This window comes from Pseudomonas sp. B14(2017), assembly GCF_002113255.1.
Taxonomy (GTDB): Bacteria; Pseudomonadota; Gammaproteobacteria; order Pseudomonadales; family Pseudomonadaceae; genus Aquipseudomonas; species Aquipseudomonas putida_Z.
In genome coordinates this window covers 254,429-275,323 of record NZ_NEJY01000003.1, presented here as the reverse complement: position 1 = coordinate 275,323, position 20,895 = coordinate 254,429, and the positions used below count along the sequence as shown (strand labels likewise).

At 57.4% G+C, this 20,895-nt stretch carries 16 protein-coding genes; 4 read left to right on the top strand and 12 right to left on the bottom strand.

Annotated elements, in window-relative coordinates:
• Positions 1 to 18 precede the first annotated feature (18 nt).
• The 7 genes from CAG34_RS04635 to gcvA all read right to left on the bottom strand — a co-directional run bounded on the left by CAG34_RS04635 (position 19) and on the right by gcvA (position 10,606).
• A complete protein-coding gene (locus CAG34_RS04635; RefSeq protein WP_085588376.1) occupies positions 19 to 1,101 on the bottom strand; it encodes an ABC transporter ATP-binding protein in 1,083 nt (360 codons plus the stop codon).
• A 63-nt stretch (positions 1,102 to 1,164) separates the two neighbouring features.
• On the bottom strand, positions 1,165 to 2,220 hold the full coding sequence (locus CAG34_RS04630) for an ABC transporter substrate-binding protein (protein WP_085588330.1): 1,056 nt from the start codon (positions 2,218 to 2,220) through the stop codon (positions 1,165 to 1,167).
• A 201-nt stretch (positions 2,221 to 2,421) separates the two neighbouring features.
• A complete protein-coding gene (locus CAG34_RS04625; RefSeq protein ID WP_085588328.1) occupies positions 2,422 to 4,047 on the bottom strand; it encodes a BCCT family transporter in 1,626 nt (541 codons plus the stop codon).
• 97 nt (positions 4,048 to 4,144) lie between these two features.
• Positions 4,145 to 5,641 carry a CoA-acylating methylmalonate-semialdehyde dehydrogenase gene (locus CAG34_RS04620; protein ID WP_085588327.1) on the bottom strand — a complete coding sequence of 499 codons (1,497 nt, stop codon included), beginning with the start codon at positions 5,639 to 5,641 and terminating at the stop codon, positions 4,145 to 4,147.
• A gap of 46 nt (positions 5,642 to 5,687) precedes the next feature.
• Entirely contained in the window at positions 5,688 to 6,845 is a 1,158-nt protein-coding gene (locus CAG34_RS04615) for an iron-containing alcohol dehydrogenase (protein ID WP_085588325.1), read from the bottom strand.
• Between the two features lie 126 nt (positions 6,846 to 6,971).
• Entirely contained in the window at positions 6,972 to 9,470 is a 2,499-nt protein-coding gene (locus CAG34_RS04610; protein ID WP_085588323.1) for a CoA transferase, read from the bottom strand.
• Between the two features lie 167 nt (positions 9,471 to 9,637).
• Entirely contained in the window at positions 9,638 to 10,606 is a 969-nt protein-coding gene (gene gcvA / locus CAG34_RS04605) for a transcriptional regulator GcvA (RefSeq protein WP_085588321.1), read from the bottom strand.
• A gap of 173 nt (positions 10,607 to 10,779) precedes the next feature.
• Here gcvA and CAG34_RS04600 point away from each other — a divergent pair, with 173 nt between their 5' ends.
• From CAG34_RS04600 to CAG34_RS04585, 4 genes are all read left to right on the top strand, one after another.
• Positions 10,780 to 11,319, top strand: coding sequence for a TetR/AcrR family transcriptional regulator (locus tag CAG34_RS04600; RefSeq protein ID WP_085588319.1), 540 nt, complete (start codon positions 10,780 to 10,782; stop codon positions 11,317 to 11,319).
• A gap of 47 nt (positions 11,320 to 11,366) precedes the next feature.
• The gene (locus tag CAG34_RS04595) at positions 11,367 to 12,350 is read left to right on the top strand and encodes an MDR family oxidoreductase (RefSeq protein ID WP_085588374.1); all 984 of its coding nucleotides are present in this window, start codon (positions 11,367 to 11,369) and stop codon (positions 12,348 to 12,350) included.
• A 1,034-nt stretch (positions 12,351 to 13,384) separates the two neighbouring features.
• Positions 13,385 to 13,963 carry an NAD(P)H-dependent oxidoreductase gene (locus tag CAG34_RS04590; RefSeq protein WP_025339443.1) on the top strand — a complete coding sequence of 193 codons (579 nt, stop codon included), beginning with the start codon at positions 13,385 to 13,387 and terminating at the stop codon, positions 13,961 to 13,963.
• A gap of 164 nt (positions 13,964 to 14,127) precedes the next feature.
• Positions 14,128 to 14,511 (top strand): MerR family transcriptional regulator, encoded by a 384-nt coding sequence (locus CAG34_RS04585; RefSeq protein ID WP_003253954.1) that lies wholly within the window; start codon positions 14,128 to 14,130, stop codon positions 14,509 to 14,511.
• 69 nt (positions 14,512 to 14,580) lie between these two features.
• On the opposite strand, the gene CAG34_RS04580 is transcribed toward CAG34_RS04585, so the two are convergent.
• Genes CAG34_RS04580 through CAG34_RS04560 form a run of 5 tightly spaced genes read right to left on the bottom strand, consistent with a single transcriptional unit; the run spans position 14,581 to position 20,895 of the window.
• Positions 14,581 to 17,190 carry an RND family transporter gene (locus CAG34_RS04580; RefSeq protein WP_085588317.1) on the bottom strand — a complete coding sequence of 870 codons (2,610 nt, stop codon included), beginning with the start codon at positions 17,188 to 17,190 and terminating at the stop codon, positions 14,581 to 14,583.
• Between the two features lie 33 nt (positions 17,191 to 17,223).
• Entirely contained in the window at positions 17,224 to 18,060 is an 837-nt protein-coding gene (locus CAG34_RS04575) for an outer membrane lipoprotein-sorting protein (protein ID WP_085588315.1), read from the bottom strand.
• Between the two features lie 50 nt (positions 18,061 to 18,110).
• Positions 18,111 to 19,394: a DUF1302 family protein gene (locus CAG34_RS04570; RefSeq protein WP_085588313.1), complete on the bottom strand. Its 1,284-nt coding sequence runs from the start codon at positions 19,392 to 19,394 to the stop codon at positions 18,111 to 18,113.
• Between the two features lie 2 nt (positions 19,395 to 19,396).
• Positions 19,397 to 20,161 (bottom strand): SDR family NAD(P)-dependent oxidoreductase, encoded by a 765-nt coding sequence (locus CAG34_RS04565; RefSeq protein WP_085588311.1) that lies wholly within the window; start codon positions 20,159 to 20,161, stop codon positions 19,397 to 19,399.
• Positions 20,158 to 20,895 carry a 3-oxoacyl-ACP reductase family protein gene (locus CAG34_RS04560; protein ID WP_085588309.1) on the bottom strand — a complete coding sequence of 246 codons (738 nt, stop codon included), beginning with the start codon at positions 20,893 to 20,895 and terminating at the stop codon, positions 20,158 to 20,160. The genes CAG34_RS04565 and CAG34_RS04560 overlap by 4 nt, the downstream gene beginning before the upstream one ends.

Sequence of the window (20,895 nt, the reverse complement as noted above, 5' to 3'; positions counted from 1 at the left end):
CAAGGGCGTACTTGACCGTCAGGCATCCAAGGCTCTGCAGTCTTGGTGAGACCAGCCGACGTGTATGTGCTCGCTCAACCTAGGGCACCCGCTCCCCGCGGCATTGGCAACTTTCACGATGAACTCCTGCTGCCCAGCCAACTCCAGGCGCGCCCGCAGGTGGTCGCCGTGGTAAACCACTTCGAGAACGCGCGCAGGTAAGCGGTTCTCGCACTCCCATTGCGCCGGGTTGATCAACACCCGCTCTGGACGAATCGAGAGTGTTGCAGCTGAGTCTACGCCCGCGACATTGACGGCCAGCGCCTTTACCGTTTCCCCCCCGACGCGAACGCTGCAAGTGGCATCTTGAATAGCAACAACCTGCCCCTGCAGACGATTGTTTTCACCAATGAAACTCGCCACAAATGCGGTCTCTGGCTTTTCGTAAAGATCCGCAGGGGACGCGAGTTGCTGCACGATCCCATCATTGAACACAGCGATGCGGTCAGACATGGTGAGCGCCTCACTTTGGTCATGTGTTACATAGACGACCGTAATACCCAATTGCCGAGAGAGACGTTTTATTTCGTACTGCATCTGCTCTCGCAACTGTTTATCCAGTGCACCGAGGGGCTCATCCATCAGTACCAGACGCGGCTCAAAGATCAGTGCCCTAGCCAAGGCGACGCGTTGTTTCTGGCCACCGGACAATTGTGCCGGCATGCGGTTACCCAGTTTACTCAGTGCCACCATATCGAGCGCCTTGTTGACGCGCTCGTTGACTTCGCTTTTCGAAAGTTTGCGGACTTTCAGAGGAAACGCCAGATTCTCTGCGATGGTCAAATGTGGGAAGAGTGCATAGTTTTGAAACACCATGCCAATACCGCGTTTTTGGGGAGAAATATCGTTGACCGGCTTGCTGTCGATGAGTATCTGGCCATTCGTCACGGTCTCGAAACCGGCTAGCATCATCAGGCAGGTGGTCTTTCCAGAACCAGAAGGACCGAGCATTGTGACAAACTCACCTGCTTCGATCTCCAAATTGAAGTTCTTGACGACCAGTGATTCGCCGTCATAACTCTTCTGAACATTGCGAAAACTAACAAACGATTGAGAATCCATCAGAGCACCTATTATTGTTTTCGTGCGCGCACATTTCTGGAGAACCGGCATCAGCCGTCTTGATTACTTCACTAACCAGACATTGAATCTTTCGTTAAGCTCGTCAGCGTGGTCACCCCACCATTGCGAGTCGACTTGCAACGCAGTGGCAAAGTTTTCTGGGTTGGTCGGAAGGTCGGCCTGGACGTCAGCGCTGACCATCTTCTGCGCTGAGTAACGGGTAGGTCCATAGGGAATGTAATTCGACTGATCGGCTAACACCGAACTTTGCGTCGCGAACTTCAAAAAGTCCAACGCTTGTGCTTTGTTCTGGTTGCCCGCCGGCAGGACCCAGGCTTCCATGTCGTAGACCTGACCGTCCCAAACAATCTTGAACGGTTGATGCTCTTTACGAGCGGCAATAACTATTCGACCGCTATATGCAGACGTCATGCTGACTTGACCATCGGCAAGCAGTTGTGGGGGTTGCGCACCAGCTTCCCACCAAATGACTTGATCCTTGATGGTGTCGAGTTTGCGGAACGCCCGCTCCAAGCCCTCTTCTGTCTCAAGCATGGGATAGACCTGGTCGCGAGGCACACCATCGGCCATCAGCGCCCACTCCAAGTTCACCTGGGGAGCCTTGCGCAAGGAGCGCTTGCCGGGAAAACGCTTTAGATCGAAGAAATCCTTCAAGCTGGCTGGCTGTGCGCCGGAAAAGGCTTGGGTGTTGTAAGCGACCACGGTTGACCAGACATAGCTGGCCACCCCACATTCGCTCAATGCCCCCGGAATGAAGTCTTTTTCGGCCGGGGTTCCGTCCGGCGCCGGACTGAGGGTCTTGGGATCGATTTTTTCGAGCAATCCGGTACTGCAGGCGCGGTATACATTGAGCAACTCGGCGTCGACTACATCCCAGCTGACCTTTTTGCCATCGACCTGTGTCTTGATGGGCGCGATACCGCCAGAGTAATCCTCTGAGGTCACCTTGATGCCTGTGGCCTTGGTGTAGGGGATGTGGGCCGATTTGACTTGTGCCTCCGCCAGACTACCGCCGTAGGAGACCACGGTGATTTTCTGCTCAGCCCAAGCTTGCGTGCACACGGCACCTACCAGCAACAGCGCTGCTGTTTTTTTCATGACAGTGACCCCTATTATTCTATGTGATGGAGTTTTGCTTGCGACGAAACTTGCACTTCCGCCCACTTACTTTCCAAAAAAAAACCTACCTTCGAAAGCAATAAAAAAAGGGGGAAAGCCCCTAAAATTTTTATGCCAGCTCGCAAAAAAAGCGGGCCATGCAGCGTTATGCACGTCCCGCCAGAGGGAACCTAGATAATGTCAAGCAACCTCAGATTTCTTATCTTCAACCGCCAGAGCTTGGTGAGGATCCAGCACGGAGCGGTAGTCAGGATTCAGTTCAATGAGATGAGCCGGTACATCTCCGTAATCTTCACGCATCCACTTCAACAACCCGTACACTTTGATAATCAAAATCATGACAAATGGAATGGCCGCCAGGGTTACCACTGTTTTCAGTGCATGTAACGGGGCGTCGATATACAACATTGCCAACGGAATCGCAGCCAGCATAAGGCACCAAAACAGACGAAGGCCTGGAGAGGGGTCATCACCTTCATGCAAATTTCGTGTGCTGGTGGCCGCCACGGAAAACGCCACAGCATCCAGGTGTGACGCCAGGAAGACCATCATCAGAAAGAAGTAGATTGCGGCCAGGGCTTTGCCGAGGGGGAGACTTGCCAACAGCATGGAGACAACGGTCTCACCGCCCATGCTGTCAAGCAAAGCAGGCGAGTCGATGGCGCCTGTAATGAACTGGTGGATGGCAAAACTCTGCAAGCTGCCGAAGAACAACCAGCAGCCGCCACATCCTCCCAGCACCATTGCAAAAACCACTTCTTTTATTTTTCGCCCCTGTGATACTCGCGTCACGAACAGGGCGACGCCAGGTGTGTAAGTGATCCAGTACAACCAGTAAAAGACCGTCCATCCACGTGCGAAGTCTCCCGTCCCTGCCGGGTCAGTTGCCAAGCTCATGTGGATGAAGTTATGCAGCATCAGGCCCGCGCCATTGGCGATATTGTTGAGGGTGAACCCCGTGGGCCCCAACACCAGCACAACCACGGCAAAGGCCATTGTCAAACCACACGCGGCATGCGCCAGTCGCTGCATGCCACCGCCGATGCCCACCCAGGAACTTATCGAAAATACCAGGGTCACCATGATGACCAGCGAGGCCTTCAAGGCATATCCATCGGTGAAGCCAAACAACATCGATAAACCTTTGGCGACAGTGGACGAGGACAGCGTGATGGTCAGCACCAATCCACCAAATGTCGCCAGCAGGAAGATGATGTCCATGCTCCGCCCCAGGAGACTGGTGGCACGCAGCCCCGTGATGGCCTCTACCGCTGCTGAAAGGCTCAGCCCCGGATTTTTGCGGACATGGAAATGGTACGCCATCGCCAGGGACGCTATTCCGTAGATGGCCCAAGGGGTGATGCCCCAATGAAAGAATGAGTACGCGATGCTGTACTCCAGTGCATCTTTACTGCGCGGCGCAATATCCAATCCTGGACTGACGTAATAATACGCCCATTCCATGAATGCCCAGTACATGGTTGCCGACCCCAGGCCGGCACAAATGAACATGAACACCCAACTGACGTTTCCATACTTGGGTTTGCCTTCCCCCAAGCGGATGTTTCCGTATTTGCTGCAGGCCAGCCAAAAAATCATGCCCACACAAAAGAACCCGACAATTTGTACGGTCGAGCCAAAAAGCCGAGTGGTGCTGTCGAATGCAAGAGTGGACAGCTCCATGGATTGCTGAGGGAACATCATCAGCCCCCCGACACTGAAGCCGATAACCAACATACTGAACAAAACTAACGGCAGGTCAATTTTAGTGGCAGTGTCCGGGCGCTTCGCGTTTGAATCGTACATTACAACCGTTCCATTGTTATTGTTCGGTCAACGGTAATCTGGCAAATCAACACACTTGGAACGGGTGAGCCATACTCACCCGCTCAACAGCAAAACGTTACTTCATGGTCGGCATGGAGAACTCTACGCCCTCCCGAACGCCTGACGACGGCCAACGCTGGGTGACTGTCTTGCGGCGGGTGTAGAAACGGACGCCATCGGGCCCGTAGGCATGCAAATCACCGAACAGCGAGCGCTTCCAACCGCCGAAGCTGTGGTACGCGACGGGCACTGGCAGCGGCACGTTGATGCCAACCATGCCCACCTTGATATTGTCGGAGAAGTAGCGAGCAGCCTCGCCGTCTCGGGTGAAGATGCACGTACCATTGCCGTACTCGTGCTTGTCGATAAGCGCCATTGCTTCCTGCATGCTGTTGACTCGCACGACCTGCAGCACCGGTCCAAAGATCTCTTCCTTGTAGCTCTGCATGTCTGGGGTAACGCGATCGATCAGCGTACCACCGACGAAGAATCCTTCCTCGTAGCCAGCAACGTTTGGCTCACGCCCATCGACAACCACGGTTGCACCCTGCTGTTCAGCACTGTTGATGTAGCCAACCACTTTTTGCTGATGCTGCCTGGTGATCACTGGGCCGAAGTCGTTCTTGCTATCGGTGTAAGCGCCCACCTTCAAGTTTTTCATGGCTTCTTTCATTTTGCCGATCAAGGCATCGGCTGCCGCATCACCCACCGCAACGGCAACTGAGAGCGCCATACAACGCTCACCGGACGAGCCGAATGCAGCGCCCAGCAACTGGTTGACCGCATTGTCGATATCGGCGTCTGGCATGACGATGGCGTGGTTTTTGGCCCCACCCAGTGCCTGGCAGCGTTTGCCGTGAGCGGTGGCGGTGGCGTAGATATACTCGGCGACCGGCGTCGAACCCACGAAGCTGACCGCCTGAATGCGCGTGTCGCGCAGCAGGATGTCGACCGCTTCCTTGTCCCCGTTCACTACGTTAAGCACGCCCTTGGGCAGACCGGCTTCCTGCAGCAGTTGGGCGATGAACAGCGTGGAGCTGGGGTCGCGCTCGGAAGGCTTTAGAATGAAGCAGTTCCCTGCGGCGATGGCCACTGGAATCATCCACAGTGGAACCATCACGGGGAAGTTGAACGGCGTGATCCCTGCCACCACACCCAGCGGCTGGAACTCGCTCCAGGCATCGATGTTCGGGCCGACGTTCTTACTGTGTTCGCCTTTAAGCAGCTCGGCGATCCCACAGGCGTATTCGACGTTCTCAATGCCGCGCTGCAGTTCGCCTGCAGCATCATGGGAAATTTTCCCATGCTCCTCACCAATCAGTTTGCAGATCGCATCAGCGTTCTGCTCCAAGAGCTCTTTGAAGCGGAACATGATGCGAGCCCGCTTGATAGGTGGCGTATCGCGCCAAGCCGGGAAAGCAGCTTCAGCAGTGGCAATGGCATGCTCAACGGTTTGGCTCGATGCCAACGCAACTTGGCGAGCCACCTGGCCGGTGGCGGGATTGAAGACATCCTGGGTGCGCTTGGACTCGAGGACGACTTCGCCGTTAATCAGATGACCGACAGTATTCATGTAAAACTCCACTTTTTTGTTATTCAACTATGGCGATGGTGTTCGATTACCAAAGGCTGCGATAAAGCTGAACCATCTCGGCCTCTGTAGGCACGCGTGGGTTATTGCCAGGAGAGCCGGAAGCCAGCGCCTGAGCAGCCATGGTTGGCATCAGCTCGAAGAATTTCTCGCGATCGATTCCGAACTCTGCCGGGGTAGGAACATTCAGCTCATCGTTGATCGCGACCAACTCTTCCAGCAGTTTTTCCACTGCGGATTGGTCCGTGTCGCTTTGCGTGGCAACGCCCATGGCGCGCGCGCAATCGGCGTACCGGTCCTGTGCAGCGGGAATGGAAAAGGCCGTCACTTCAGGCAGCAGCATGGCGTTCGACAGGCCATGAGGAACATGAAACGCAGCACCGATTGGGCGGCTCATGCCATGCACCAGGGCAACAGAGGCCGCCGAGAAAGCCAGGCCCGCAAGGGTAGACCCCAGCATCACAGCCTCCCGTGCGGCGCGGTCTGCCCCGTCGTGGTAGACCTTGCGCAGGTTTGGCCCGATCAGGCGCATGGCTGCCAGTGCCTGGGCATCACTGAACAGATTCGCTTTTTTGCTGACATAAGCCTCGATGGCATGAGTCAACGCATCGATACCGGTGTCGGCCGTTACGCGAGGCGGCAACGAGAGCGTCAGCTCATAGTCGACCAGTGCAGCGACAGGCATGAAGCCTGCGCCGACGCACAGCATTTTTTCGTCAGTCGACTCATCGGTGATGATGGTGAAACGGGTGACTTCGGAGCCAGTGCCGGCAGTCGTTGGAATGGCAATGATCGGCAAGCCCATTTCGGTGACATTGCGCGGGAACTTGTAATCGCGCATGACTCCGCCGAACTTGGCCAGGATGCCAATCGCTTTGGCGCTGTCGATCGGGCTTCCGCCACCCAGTGCGATGATGCTGTCATAGCCCCCTTCCCTGGCGGTCGCGACGCCGGCTTGAATCGAAGCGACGGTAGGCTCGGGGACGGTGTCGGAGAACACGTCGACGTCTATTGCGTGCTCTGCCAGAACTGCGCTGATACGACCGGCATAACCTAACTCAACCATCATTCGGTCAGTGATGATGAGTGGCTTGTGGCAGCCGAGGCTCGCCAGTACCTGATGGATTTGCTGGCTGGCACCGGCACCGGTTTGCAGGATACGCGGGAGGATGCTGTTATAAGTCATGGCTCTATCTCTTTTTCTGGGCATGAGCGCGCCCGCGAGCAGCCTTAGGCTCGTGTTCGCTTGATCGGTAAATCGGCAAGCATGGGGGGCGTATCAAAGGCCCGCCCCTTGACCTGCCTTCAGAATTCAGCTCGGCAGATATTCCTCACTCCAGGATTCGCCGATTGCGCCGGCATCCAGGAGCGACTGAATCTGCGCATCGGTATAGCCGTAGCGAGCCAACACCTTGCGGGTGGAAGCGCCAAACTTCTCAGCGGGTGGCAGCGCTCGAATACGCGCTACCCGTGGGCGAATGGCGTAGGGATCCAGCTGCGTAATCCGATGACCGCTCGGATGGTCGCTGTAGATGCTGAAGGAATAGCTGCCATTCTCTGTACCTGGCAGGCCATCAGCGGTTCGGCTGTACTGGCTGCGCAGTTGGTCGATGTTGTCCGGCACCGCAGCAGCGATGTTGGCGGCCTGCAGACGCTCTTGCAGGAAAGCGCTGCTCATGCGGCCAATGACATTTTGCAGATAGGCAGCGCGATCATGCGCAGACGCCAGGCCAGAGAACTCTTTGATGGCTGCGAATTTGTCCAGTTCTGCCTCGCAGGCATCCAGGTAGATCCAGCCATCCGCCGACTTGTAAAACCGGGAAAGGTCACTGTAGCCAACCACGTCACGCCCGGACGGCTCATTGAATGGCGCTCGACCTGAGTAGTCGTAGCAGAACGGGATCTGTACCAGATTACCCAGTGATGCCAGCGAGGTGCGTGCCCGGTAAGCTTCGCCGGAATGATGCTTGCGATACAGGGCTGTTGCCACGCCCAACGCGGCAGCAAACCCGCACATCACATCGATCGTGCCGACGTGAGCATGTTCTTCCGGCGTTTCCATGCCGCCACCAAAGCGAAGCATGATCCCGGTGGTGGCCTGGATGAGATCGTCATACCCCAGATAATCTGTACGAGGACCGCGACGTGGGCCTCCGAAGCAGTCCAGCTGGCAGAAGATAACGCCAGGGTTCACCGCCTGCAGACTTGCTTCATCGAGACCGAGCGGTGCCAGTTGGCGATCAGGCGCGTTCATGACGATCACGTCAACCTCCCTCACGAGACGATTGAAAACGTCCCGGCCTTCGGACTTGTTCAGATCGACCAGAATACTTTCCTTGCCACGTGCCGAAGACATGCCGAATACCACGGTATTCCACGGATCATAATTGGGCACAACAGGGTCGAGTTTGATGACGTCTGCCCCGAAGCGGCCCAGGAACGATGTCGAGTGTGGCCCTGCGATCACGTTCGTCAGGTCGAGAATCTTGACACCTTCCAGCCAACCGGCAGGTTTGTCGCGCTTAGCAGCCGGCAAGGAACGTGCAGCGCGTTCAGACAGAGTTGCCAGCGCTTGCTCGAAGCTAACATCGCGACGCGAAAGAGGCTTGAGCATGGGCTCCGAACACCCCTCCAACCAGGCAATTGGGCCTGGCTGTTTCATGACGCCGAACTCGCGATCATTGACCTCGACGATCAAACCAGCAGTATTCGAGTGCTCGTCATGGAGCCACTCTTGGGTAGATCGGTGTGGCGCGCCGGGGACCCCCCCCTCCCCGAAGATGACTTCCCACTCGGCAGCAGTTTTCGTCAGGAACACTTCTTTCATCCGGGCCGAGATACGTGCAGCCCAATCGGCAGGCAACGGATAAACGCCCAAGGATGCATTGCCGTCCCATTGATCAATCGGCAGGTAGGGGTCATCAACCTTCGGCAAGCCGGCGGCAACCATTTCTTCGTAGATACCCATTGCCTGCAGGCAGCGCTTGGCATGTGCGCGATGCGATGGGCAAACTGCATAAAACTTACGGCCATCGGCACATTCATAAGTGCGGTAGAACGGGTCGAGGAACTCCTGCAGATCTTGATAGCTCAGATTCATCGGCAGGTTCTCTGACCGACGACGCTCGCTCTCCTTCTCACGCAGGGTCTTGTAGCGCAGCGGGTACCCATCGATCTTGATCGAGTTGTACGACAGGCCTTCCATCACCGCTGATGCCAGGGGCACTTCGATCTGATCGCCAACGCCATTCTTTTCACGCGCCTGCAGAGCAAGCACGACAGAAGAAACAGCCAGCATGGTGCCGTACGCTGACGCCAGAGGAAGTGGCGAAAAACTAGGATTGATGCCCATCAGCACGCGGTTTTGACCCATATCGGTGAATACACCGGAGGCCGAAGCGATCACCGACTCGGTAGCACGCCATTGCGCACGCAGTTCGTCATCGCTGGCAAACCCTGGAATCGACAACGTGATCAACTCAGGGCGAGCACGTCGCAGCTCTGCGAAATCAAGACCCAACCTGGACATGACTCCGGGTCGGAAATTTTCGATCACGATATCGGCACGGGAGATGAGTTCGCGAGCTTGCTGCAGCCCATCTGGGGCCTTCAGATCGAGGCGCATGCACAGCTTGTTGCGATTGAGCGTGGCATTTGCCGGGCTGTCCCAGAGCGGCCCATCCAGCGGGTCGATGTGAACGACTGTCGCCCCAAGATCAGCGAGGATCATCGCTACTGCAGGGCCTGCGATGTACTGTCCAAAATCGATGACATTGACGCCTTGCAAAGGCAATTGATTGGTTTGCTGCATGAGGATAACCCTAGGTAGCTCGGGCCGACGAGTTTCGCCGGCGCGGTTATGTTGTTATTGAGGCCTCGTATTAACCGGTCACCTGGACGACTGCACCATCCAAGGGCTTGCGATGTGTTGCTACTTTCAGAAATTCGAAGGCAACGCGAAAGCAATAAAAAATGGCCCTAAGGGGCCATTTTTTTTATTGCTATGGTGCTTTGCTTATTGCTGGGGGGGTGTTCACCCTCTTCCACGCAGGACTCCACCTTGAAAGACTGTGCTTCTTCGCACAGCCACTGAGCAAAAGCCGCCGCATCGGGATTGACCATGCTGTGGGCCGAATAAACCAGGTAAAACGCTTCCTTGGTCGGCACATGACAGCCCAGGGGCGCGACGAGTCTGCCTTCGTCTAACAAGTGTTTGACCAGCGAGGAGCGCGCCAACGCGACGCCTTGACCCAGCTCAGCCATCGCCAATGCCGAAATTAGGGTGTCGAACTGCATTCCTTGAGATGAGTCAACGCACTCTGCGTTGTTCTTCTGAAGCCAATAGCCCCACCCTTCTTCGTAGCCCAGCACGTGCAGCAACGGGTGCTTCGCAAGATCCAGGGGGCGCTGCAACGGACATTCCCCGGTAATCAATGCCGGTGAACAAACGGGCACCAGAGTGTCCCACGTCAGCCGCTCGGCCTTCATGCCAGGCCAGCGCCCTTGCCCGTACCTTATTTCGAGATCGGCATCGAACTCTGTTTCATCTACCCAGATATTACTCGCGACTCGAATGTTCGCATCTGGATGCTTCACTCGAAACCGGGATAATCGGGGTGCTATCCAGTGCGTGAAGAATACCAAGCTGCTACGGATGCTGAGTGCGCTTCGATGACCTTGCCCGAAGATCTCATCGGTCGATGCGGCAAGGCGCTCAACCGACTCTCTCACTACTGGAAAGTAGGATTTACCCGCCTCGGTGAGCTCAAGCCCGCGTGGCAGACGCTTGAAAAGCGCTACCCCTAACTGGGACTCCAGGGCCTTTACCTGTTGACTGATTGCCGCTTGCGTAAGACTGAGCTCTTCAGCGGCATGCGTGAAATTAAGCAATCGAGCGGAAGCCTCGAATGCTCGAAGCCAGTTCAGGGGCGGCAAACGTTTTTTCATGACCCATCCAACGCTAGGCTTATCGGGAATCGAATCGCTCAATGGTTGACATTAGAGACGATCAGTCTAAATTACAACGTATGAATAGCTCCCAACCTACCACTCGAAGAGGCCGGCCGCCCAAAGTCGCGCGTGAGCATGGCGAAACGCTCGAACTCTTGCTGCGCTGTGGCATGGAAATCCTCACCGAACAGGGCTTTGCCGCCACCGGCATCGATACCGTGCTCAAACGTGTCCAGGTGCCCAAGGGCTCTTTCTATCACTACTTCGACAGCAAAGAAGCATTCGGCCAAGCGGTACTTCAGCGCTATGCCGACTATTTCGCTCGCAAGCTCGATCGCAGCTTTGGCGACCAGAGTGTGTTGCCGCTGCGAAGGCTGTCAAACTTCGTAGAAGAAGCGAAACGGGGGATGGCCAAGTACCAGTTTCGCAGAGGCTGCCTGGTCGGCAACCTTGGCCAAGAGGTAATGGTGCTACCCGACAGCTTCCGCGAACAGCTGGAACTGACACTTCATGACTGGGAGCAGCGTTTATCTGCATGCCTGGAGGAAGCGGTGAAGCTGGGCGAGGTGTCTTGCGAGCATGATTGCAAAACCCTCGCAGCCTACTTCTGGGTGGGTTGGGAGGGTGCCGTACTTCGTGCACGACTGACCCAACATGTCCGCCCCATGGACATTTTTTTCCAAGGTTTTCTGGCAGGAATCACGCGGTGATTCCTTTTGGACAATTTAAAGACAACCAGTCTAAATTAGGGCAAGCCATGTTCAACGCAATTCTGATCGAAAAGCTGGAAGATAAGCACTCAGCCCGACTCACCGAGCTGCAGAATGACCAACTACCCGCCGGGAACGTGACGGTGAAGGTGGCCTACAGCACCTTGAACTACAAAGATGCGCTCGCACTCACCGGCAAAGGGCCGGTTGTTCGCCAGTTCCCAATGGTCCCGGGGATCGACCTCGCGGGCACGGTCGAGGCGAGTGACGATCCGCGATACCAGCCTGGCGATCGCGTATTGCTCAATGGCTGGGGAGTGGGTGAAAGCCACTGGGGCGGGCTGGCACAAAAGGCGAGATTGAACGGCGACTGGTTGATCCCCCACCCTAGGCGCCTGAACGAGCGCCAAACCATGGCCATCGGCACTGCTGGATACACCGCCATGCTGTGCCTGATGGCCCTGGAACGCCACGGATTGAAACCCTCCCATGGGCCAGTGCTGGTCACAGGCGCAACAGGCGGCGTCGGTAGCTGTGCCATCAGCCTTCTGGCCGGTGCCGGGTATACCGTCACTGCAGCCACAGGAAAATCCAGCGAAGAGGCTTATCTGAAAAGCCTGGGGGCAACGACCATCATTGATCGGGCCGAGCTTTCAGCCCCGGGACGTCCGTTGGCAAAAGAAAAATGGGCGGCAGTTATCGACTCCGTCGGCAGCCATACGCTGGCCAATGCATGCGCGAACACAATGTCTGATGGTTTGGTAGCTGCTTGCGGATTGGCCCAAGGGATGGATTTTCCGGCAACCGTTGCGCCTTTTATTCTCCGCGGGGTAAGCCTGCTCGGCATCAACAGCGTTACACAGCCTTTTGAGCGGCGAGTCGAAGCTTGGGACAGGCTGTCGAACCAGTTGGACCTCGGCGCATTGTCGCTGATGACGAAAGACATCACCCTTGGGGGCGCGATTGCAGCAGCTGCTGACCTGATGGATGGAAAGATCCGTGGCCGGCTGATTGTCGACGTAAACGGCTAAGATGGTCGCCTGATACCTGGATAGCAGCCCTGATCCACTTTGATCCTGGGCTGCTTGGCAAACCTCTCTCAACCAGGTCATTGAAGTCCTGTAAACTCCCAGAATCGAAGAACGCCCATCAAGTACTAAACCAGGTAGCTGAGTGCACTCCTCCAAGGGCAGCTTTGGGTCGAAAACGGCCATTCAAGATTCACCTGTCCAAGCATCTAACCGTCAATCCATAGAGCTAAACGGATCTGAGCAACCCTACTCCCGGATTCTGATGTGGAATCAGCATGGGAATACAATCGACAGCTTGGTGGGGCAAAAAGTGGGGCAAAATTGCTGACCAGCTAAAATCGATCAGGCATAAGAAATCCAGCCTCCGTTAAGTGACTGGATTCTTTGGAGTTTTTTGGTCGGGACGGAGTGATTCGAACACTCGACCCCTTGCACCCCATGCAAGGGGCGGGTCCCAGAGAATAGAGTTCGACGCATTTTTCGATCAGCCGGTACAACGGGTCCGAAGGCTCCACACCAAAGCGCTGTCGAGCTACACGGCCGACAGTCCAGCCAGCTTCAGCTTGTTCAAAGCAGGCATGAGGCTTCCCCGGGCGACCAATTTGAATAGATACAGCGGCCCGCGAAGGACGGACGCAGCTTAATCCCACGAGGCCCTTGTCGCACTGCCCAGGCAACCAATCATCCAGGCAACCTCCTAGTGAGTCGGGTCTGACGTACACTAAAAGCCGCCGACGACCATCCCGATCCGTGTCAGAAATCGCCATTCTCGATCGCGCATGCAGCTGGGGGTATCGAGGGTATTTTCGGGGGTACATTTCTGTTTTTTACACCCGAAAAACCCGCGTTAGAGCCCTGTCCAAATGTTCTTCGGGGATCCTGACACATTACGTTCCTGCGCCCACTCATTCGACGATTTGCCGGGCTACACCCGAGCGCTGCTGAACTGTTTGTCTCTACCGCTAACCGGCAACGCTTGACTCTACCGTAAGGGGCAGACTTTACCCTTGGCTCTTCATCACCTGGAGTTCGTCATGAAGAGCAAACGCATGCTCGTAATCCTCGGCCACCCTTCGAACGACAGCTTTTGCGGCGCTGTATCCGAACGTTATGTCGAGGCCGCCACGCAAGCAGGCCATGAGGTGCGCCTGCTGCGCCTGGACACCCTGGATTTCGATCCGGTCTTGCACGATGGCTATAACCAGGTCCAGTTGCTTGAGCCCGATTTGATCAACGCACAGAACGACATTACATGGGCCGAACACCTGACATTGGTGTACCCGATCTGGTGGGGCGGCATTCCGGCGCTGCTCAAGGGGTTTTTCGACCGCGTGTTTCTGCCCGGTTTTGCCTTCAAGTACCGCAAGGGCTCGCCCTTCCCGGATAAGCTGCTCAAGGGCCGCACGGCTCACCTTCTGGTGACCATGGACACGCCGCCGTGGTACTACCGGTGGGTGTATCGCATGCCGGGCCTGCACCAGATGCGCAAGACCACCCTGGAGTTCTGCGGCATAAAACCCCTGAAAACCCTGACCTTCGGTCCGGTATTGGGCTCCAAGCCGGAACAGCGTGAAGCCTGGCTCAAACAAGTCCAGGCAGTCGCCAGCCGCTGATCGGCCCCGGTCGTATCGTGCCCCTGCGCTGCCCAGCCGAGCCTCCCTGCTGCGACACCTTGTCCAACTTGGCTTCCAACCCCCTGACGCTTGTGCAAAGATGTCGCGCGCCTGTGCGAGCGCGCGACATCTTTTCGCTTCTGATGCGTCAAAAAGGGATTTTCATGTACATCGGCAAAGCCGCCCAGCTGTCGGGCACCACCGTCAAAAGCATTCGACATTACGAAGAAATCGGCCTCTTGCCCCCCCCGCAACGCGAAGGCAAGTACCGCATCTACAGCCAGCAAAGCGTAGAGCTGCTGACCTTCATCAAATGCGCTCAGCAACTCGGTTTCAAGCTCAAGGAAATGCAGGCCATTCTGCAGGATCATCGCGGCCAGGAGCTGCCCTGGGATCTGGCCATGCAGGCCATCGATAACAAAAAACAGGAATTGATGGGGCAGATCCAGGCCTTGCAGCAAGTGCATGACGGCTTGGTAGAGTTTGAGCTGAGCCTCAAAGATGCTCAGATGCAATGCCAGTTCGAACACCTGGAAAAAGCCCGCTGAATCCGCACCGCCGCCCCTGAACGGCCATGGCGCCCCGTGCCGTTTTCAACACGCAGGCGCCCCGGCGATTTAGCCTGGCACAGCCTCACCCCGCGGCTGCTCGCCCTCTTGCACTGCTGGTTGCGGCACAATCGAGGCAAAGAACCACGGCGAAATCAGCGTGACCAACAAAATGGTCATGAAGCCACTGGATGACAGCGCCAGTATCACCAGTACCCCCAGGTCAATGACGGGTTTGTAGGCGGAGAACAGCAGCGCGACAAAGCCCATCGAGAAGATCACGACATTGACCACCGTCGAGCGCCCGACGCCCTGCATGGCCGCCAGGATGGCCTCGTCGACCTCGATGCCCTTCTGCACCAGCATCTTGATCCGTGACAGCAGGTGAACGGCGTAATCCACGACGCCCACAACCAGGAACGTCACCAGTGTGGTACCGATGTTCAACTCGATATCCAACAGGTACATGCTGCCGTACACCGTCACCGACGTGGTCAGCAACGTCAGCATGCCGAGGATGCCCAGGCGTACTGACTTGAGCCAGAACATCATCATCAAGGTCACGGCCAGCAACGCCAGCGAGAAGCTCAGCACCTGACCCTGGGTGATTTCCTGCAACACCCCGGTCCATATGTACGGCGTACCGGCATGGGTGACTTGCAGGTTGGCCGGTTTGTTGATCGCCAGCCAGGCGTCCAGCTTATCGAGCATCGCCTGGTAATCGCCCGCCACAGAGGAGGTCATGGTGAACAGCGTCACCGCCTTCGAGTAATCGGCATTGAGCACGTTCTGCAAGTCGGTGCCGCCACCGTTCTCGAACATCATGATGTGTTGCTCGATGAGCGAGTTGCCATCGACTTCGAAGGTCTCCGGTTTCCCGTCATCATCGACCACCGTCACCTGCTCCACCGCCTGCGGCACCCGCAGGAAAGCAGGGTTCATGTCGTTGAGCACGAGGTTCATGCGCTTGATGTAGGTCGCCACCGAATAGGTGTAACTCACGTTCGGCTGGGCCCTGATGAACTGGTCCAGACGTTCGAGGAACTGCACGGTTTCAGTGGTCAGCGCGCCACGCGGAGTCTTGGTGTCGAAAGCGATCCAGCCCGGCGACGTACCCGCGACCCCGGCCCGGTTGATGAACTCGTCAGACATCCGCACCGGGCTATCCTTCTTGAAGTAGGCAATGCCCGAGTCTTCGATATCCACCTTGAACGTGAACACCGTCATCATCGCCAACAACGGCAGGGTCACCAGCAATACCGGCTTGCGCCAGCGAATCAGCCAGGCACAGAACACCACCAGGTAGTGGGAGATCAGCGACTCTTTGAGTTGCACTTTGCGCGGGACGGCATCTTTGCCCCAGATCGAAATCCACGCCGGAATCAGTAGCAACGAGATGATCAGCGCCGCCGTCAGGCCAATGGACATGAACACGCCAAAGTTGCGGATGCTGACAATGTTGTTGGTGGTGGAAATCAAGAACGTCGCAATAGTCGTGACCGTTGTCAGAACTACGGGCGTGACCATCAGGCGCTGGGTTTCACGGTTGGCTTCGCGGAAAGACTTGCCCGAATTGAGCTGTTCGTAATACTCGGCCATGACGTGGATCGCATCGGCACAACAGATGGTGAACAGGAACACCGGCAAGACACTGGTGAGCAAGTCCATCGGCACACGCAGCAGCGCCATCAGGCCAAGGGTCCAGATGGTGCAGAACAGGATATTGAACAGCGGCAGCACCACGCCAAGTGGTTTGCGAAAGAAGAAAACCAGCAGAGAGGTCACCAACAGGAACACGATCGGGAACAGCATCGCCAGGTCGTGATCGATGATTTCCTGCTGGGCCGCAATGAAGATCGGCATGCCGGCGATGAACACCTCATCGGTGAACTCCGGGTGAGCGGCCTGGTACTTCGCAATGATCTCGCGGACCTGGTGATAGGCACGCAACTGGGCCTGAGCGTCGTCCTGTTTGGTGCCCAGTTCGGCGACGACCATGGCGACTTTCTTGTCCGCCGAGACGACGCCACCAACCATCTGCTCGTTGCCCATGATCTGCGCTTCGACCTTGCTCGGGTCCATATCCAGGGCGTGCAGGGTCTTGTGGATCCACAACTCGCCATCGGCACTCAAGCTGATGTTTTCCAGGTCAGCCATCGAGGCCATTTCCTGGATCGGGTTGAGCCGCTCGGCAAGAAAGCTCAGGAACTGCAGGTCGTGGCTGTCCCAGTGCCGGGCAATCCCATGGTCGCGCAGCGCTTTGGCGGCAGCGTAATCGTTCTGTGAAAAGCCTTCGGCGAGGATCTGCACCAGCAAGGCCTGGGCATCGGGATCGCCACTGTGGAGGCCAACGATGCGCTGCAGTTCGACACGGTCCTCATCGTTCGCCAGCATCAGCCGGCGTATGGCCTGGGACAACTCGAACTGGGCGTTCAGCGACGTGGTGTTGAAGACACTCTCGGGGTTGCTCAGCGCCACCATGACCGAGTCATATGTGCCGGTGAACTCGCGCTGCAAATCAATGATCGTCTTGCGCGCCGGGTGAGTGTCCTTGAGCAGATACGGATTGGTGTCCGACATCAGCGCGCCCAGGGTGTAGGTGAAGTAGGCGGTGATCGCCACCAGCACGAACACAATTGCCCGCGCATGGCGCTCGACGAAGTTCAGGTATCTTTCCATGAATGAGGGTTCCAGATGAATCGAGAGCGGCGCTTAGCGGGCAGACACGGCGTATTCCGGCAAGTCGCCGGCTTTCAGCCCGCGCTTGATCGCGGTCTGCGTGAACAGGCGGTCGTCCAGCGCTACGTTGTACTGCAACTGGTTGAAACGCAGCTGAGAGCGCGTACCGGCGATGAAGTCTTCGGTTTCGCTGAAGGTAATGCTGTCGATCTGGTCGATGGTTTCAGTCTTCAGAGTGCGCATCTGCTTGAACATCACACCTTTTACATCGAAGAAGTCCTGGCGCAGCACCAGTGAGTTTTTCTTGTCAACCCAGACCTTGAGCTTGTTGTAGCCGGTCTTGGCCAGCACGGCAGGCGTCGCCGGCACACGCTCGATCACGTAGCAATCGCGGCCCTGCAACTGCTCTTCGCCAACCAGCGTTTGGCGATAGTCTTCGGCGCGAATCTTGTCGAGGTCGGCATAGGAGTAGTCGCTACCCATGAACGCCCCGCGTTTGTCGGTGGTGGAAATCCTTCGGGTCTGTCGGCTGACGGGCAAATACATCCATTGGCTGTCTTCGAGGCCCAGGGCCTCGCGCGGGTTTTCGATGTGGAACGCGACGTCACGCACATCACTCGGCGCGGAGAAATACATGGTGAATTTGTCGCTGTCCGGGTAATCCTTTTGCAGGTAGCTGAACTCGCGGATGCGGCTGTTACCTTGCTTGTCGATCAGGATCAGGGACACCTGGGACATGAAGCTCTTGCCGTCATCGCGGTCCCGGGCCTGGCGAATGATGTCGTCGGCCGTGCGTGGTTCAGCTGCCATGGCGGCAGCGGCGCTCAGCAACAGTGCGCTTACAGTCAGGGTCTTGAAGATGGGCAACATCGCGATTTCCTTTTCATTGTTTGAGTGGTTCGCACACCGCAGTGGTGTGGTCAGAACAGATAACCGGCGGACAAGCGCACCTGATCGCGGTTGGCGTAAGCACCGAACTGGCGGTCTGGCTTGCCGAAGAACACATCGACTTCGAGCCCCAACTTGAGCCAGTCCACCGGTTTGTAGGTGAAGATCCCCTGAACGAAGCTGTCGTCCTGCGCTGGCGGCGACATGCCGAAAACCAGGCGGGTCTTGAGGCGATCCTGGAACTGCGATCCTTCGGCAGACACGGTGAACAGGTCGTCGCGTTTGTCCTGGACCATGCCGGGCTGCCAGTCGAGCAGCCGCTGATGTTGCCACTGCGTCGAGATCAGCCAGTCCCGCAACAGGTAATCGACGCCCAGCAGCGACTTGGTCATCGCCGTCTGGTCGCTGCCGTAAGCGCGGTAAGGATTGGTGACGCGCCAATTGTCGAAGTAGGCGACTTCACTGCGTACCACGATGCTGTGGCCGGCATCGATGGCCACACTGGCGCCGCCCATGGAATAGCGCGGGAATTGCCGTTCGAGGCGAATCAGGCCCTCTTCGGTCTGGCCTTCGACGGCGTAAACCGGGTCCTGCTGGCGGGCGTTGAGGGCAACGAAGCTGACATCCACCGTGCCGATCCGGCCGTTGGCACTGGCGCCATAACCGAAGCCACTGTGACCGTCATAACCGGGCCGCGAATCGACCACAAACATCTGCGGATCGGGTGTGGCAAAGATCAGTGCATCGAACTCGCTGCCGACGGCCGGCGCCTGGTTTTTCACGAAATCAGTGATCACCAGCGCTTCCAGCTCCCACTCGGCGACCGGCTGCACCAGGCGAATCATCGGCACGGCGATGCGGCTGTCCTCCAACAGACCGATCACCCCCTCGCGATAGTCCAGCGGGTTGATCTGATCGAGCACCCGTAATTCATCTGCACGCCCCCACACCACCTGCTGCCAGCCCACCGTCAGCTCGCCGTCACCGACGTAGAGCCCCCAGTAAAGGTGCCGCCAATCGGCGGTCGCCCGGTAATCGTCCCGGGCTTGCGCACTGTAGGGGTTGTTGCCGTCATAACGGAAGTCGTACCGGGCTCGGCCCTTGGCCTTGTAATAGCCGCTGTCCCAGGCATCCTCCAGGCTGAACTTAAGGTACACGGCCTTTTGCGTGACCTGGTCGTCACCGTGCAGACGCACGGCCGTGGCTACGCCGATCTCCGCTTCATGATGCTCCGGCAACCACTCGGCGATCGCTACCGGCGAGCCGAGGCTGACCAGCGCGGCCAAAAGGCCGCGGTTCAATCCCAGTCGAGCCATGGCTACATTCCCAACCCGGCACCGCCGTCGATCATCAGGCTTTGCGCTGTAACACCACTCGCCTGCGGGCTCGCCAGATAACGGACCATGGCCGCCACTTCTTCGCCCTGAATGAAGCGCCGCAGGGGCAACTTCTTCTTGGCATTGCGCAGGATTTGCTCGTGGGTGATCCCGGCGATGCGCGCCTGAGCCGCCAATTCGCCTTGCAGCATCGGTGTGTCGATCCAGGCGGGCAGGATGGCATTGACGGTGATTCGCCGTGGCGCCAGGTCCAGCGCCAAGGCCTTGGTCATGCCGATGATGCCGTGTTTGGAGGCGCAGTAAGCGGTGTTGCGAACCTTACCCGCTCGGCCGAGGATCGACGACATGTTGACGATCCGCCCACCATCCGCCATCAGTGGCAGGCACAACGAGGTGACGTAAAAAGTGCCGTTGAGGTTGATCGAAATCACCTTGTGCCAGTTGTCCAGATCTTCGGGCTCGTTCTCGTCGCAAACCCCGGCGCTGTTGACCAGCACATCGACAAAGCCGACCCGGTTGGCCAGGCCCTTGAACAGAAGTTGCAGGCTGGCGAGATCGGCGATGTTCGCTTGATGGGTTTCGATGCGAGCGGCAAATTCGCCCTCGGTGACCCACCTCTGCAAGGTTGCCAGATCCCGATCAAGCAAGATCAAAAGGTGCTCGGCCTGGGCTGCAAAACTTTCCGCGACGGCGCGGCCAATACCATTGGCCGCGCCGGTGATCACAATCGTGCGTGCCTGGCTCATAGCATTTTCAATCCGCCGTTGACGGACAACACTTCGCCCGTGACGTACAGGCCGCGCTCAGCCAGATACAGCACCGCGTCGGCAATTTCTTCAGGCCGGGCGAACCGTTTGATCAACAGCCGCGACTGGATTTCCTGCTCATGGGCGCCGACCAGGGCTTCACTCATGTCGGTGCTGACGATACCAGGCGCCACCGCGTTGACCCGGATGTTGCGCGGCGCCAACTCCACCGCCAGTGCGCGCGTCAATGCTTCTACACCGCCTTTGGCCGCGGCGTAGTTGCTCTGGCCCTTGCCGGGCTTTTGCGCGGCCACCGAGCTGAGGTTGACGATGCACCCGCTGCGTTGGCGCATCATGCAGGGCAGCACCTGCTGACAGCACAACAATGTGCCGACCAGGTTGGTCTGGATGACCTCGGTGATATCGCTCAACGATTGCGCGGCGAGCAAACCGTCACGGGTAATACCGGCGTTGTTGACCAACAAGTCGATACGCTCGAAGCGCTGCTCGACCCGTTCAAAAAACGCCTGAATGCTCTGCGCATCCTTGACATCACACTGCACAGCCAGGCACTCCCGGCCGAGCCCTTCGACCTGTGCCTGCAAGGCAGCGGCTGACGCCTCGTCACGGACATAACTGAAGGCAACCTGATAACCCGCGCCGGCCAGAGCCAGCACGACGGACTTGCCAATGCCGCGACTGCCGCCGGTCACGACAGCTATTTTCTGAGTCAT